We start from the raw sequence: 274 nt of genomic DNA on the forward strand, positions 1-274 counted from the left end.
ACCGGAATGAGGTCGGTGCGTGGGTCGATGCCGACGGCGAGGCAAGAGGCGGTAATTGTCGGAAAGCGCCTGGTGAACTCGTCGACGGCGCGGGCATCCAGGTAGACGTGGTCCTCGCCGAGCAGACGCATGCGGTCGGCAATGGCGCGCGAGACCACATCGCGTGGCGCGAGGTCACCGCGCGGATGCACACCGGCGGTCACCGACTCGCCGCGCGAATCCATCAGCACCGCGCCCTCACCACGGACCGCTTCGCTGATCAGCGGACGACGTC

At 68.2% G+C, this 274-nt stretch carries 1 protein-coding gene; it reads right to left on the bottom strand.

The window, feature by feature from the left end; translation table 11 throughout:
* On the bottom strand, positions 1-274 hold a 274-nt coding region (locus tag GV790_RS30250), incomplete at both ends, for an FAD-binding protein (RefSeq protein WP_163818212.1).

The organism is Nocardia cyriacigeorgica, assembly GCF_010858045.1.
GTDB lineage: Bacteria > Actinomycetota > Actinomycetes > Mycobacteriales > Mycobacteriaceae > Nocardia > Nocardia cyriacigeorgica_E.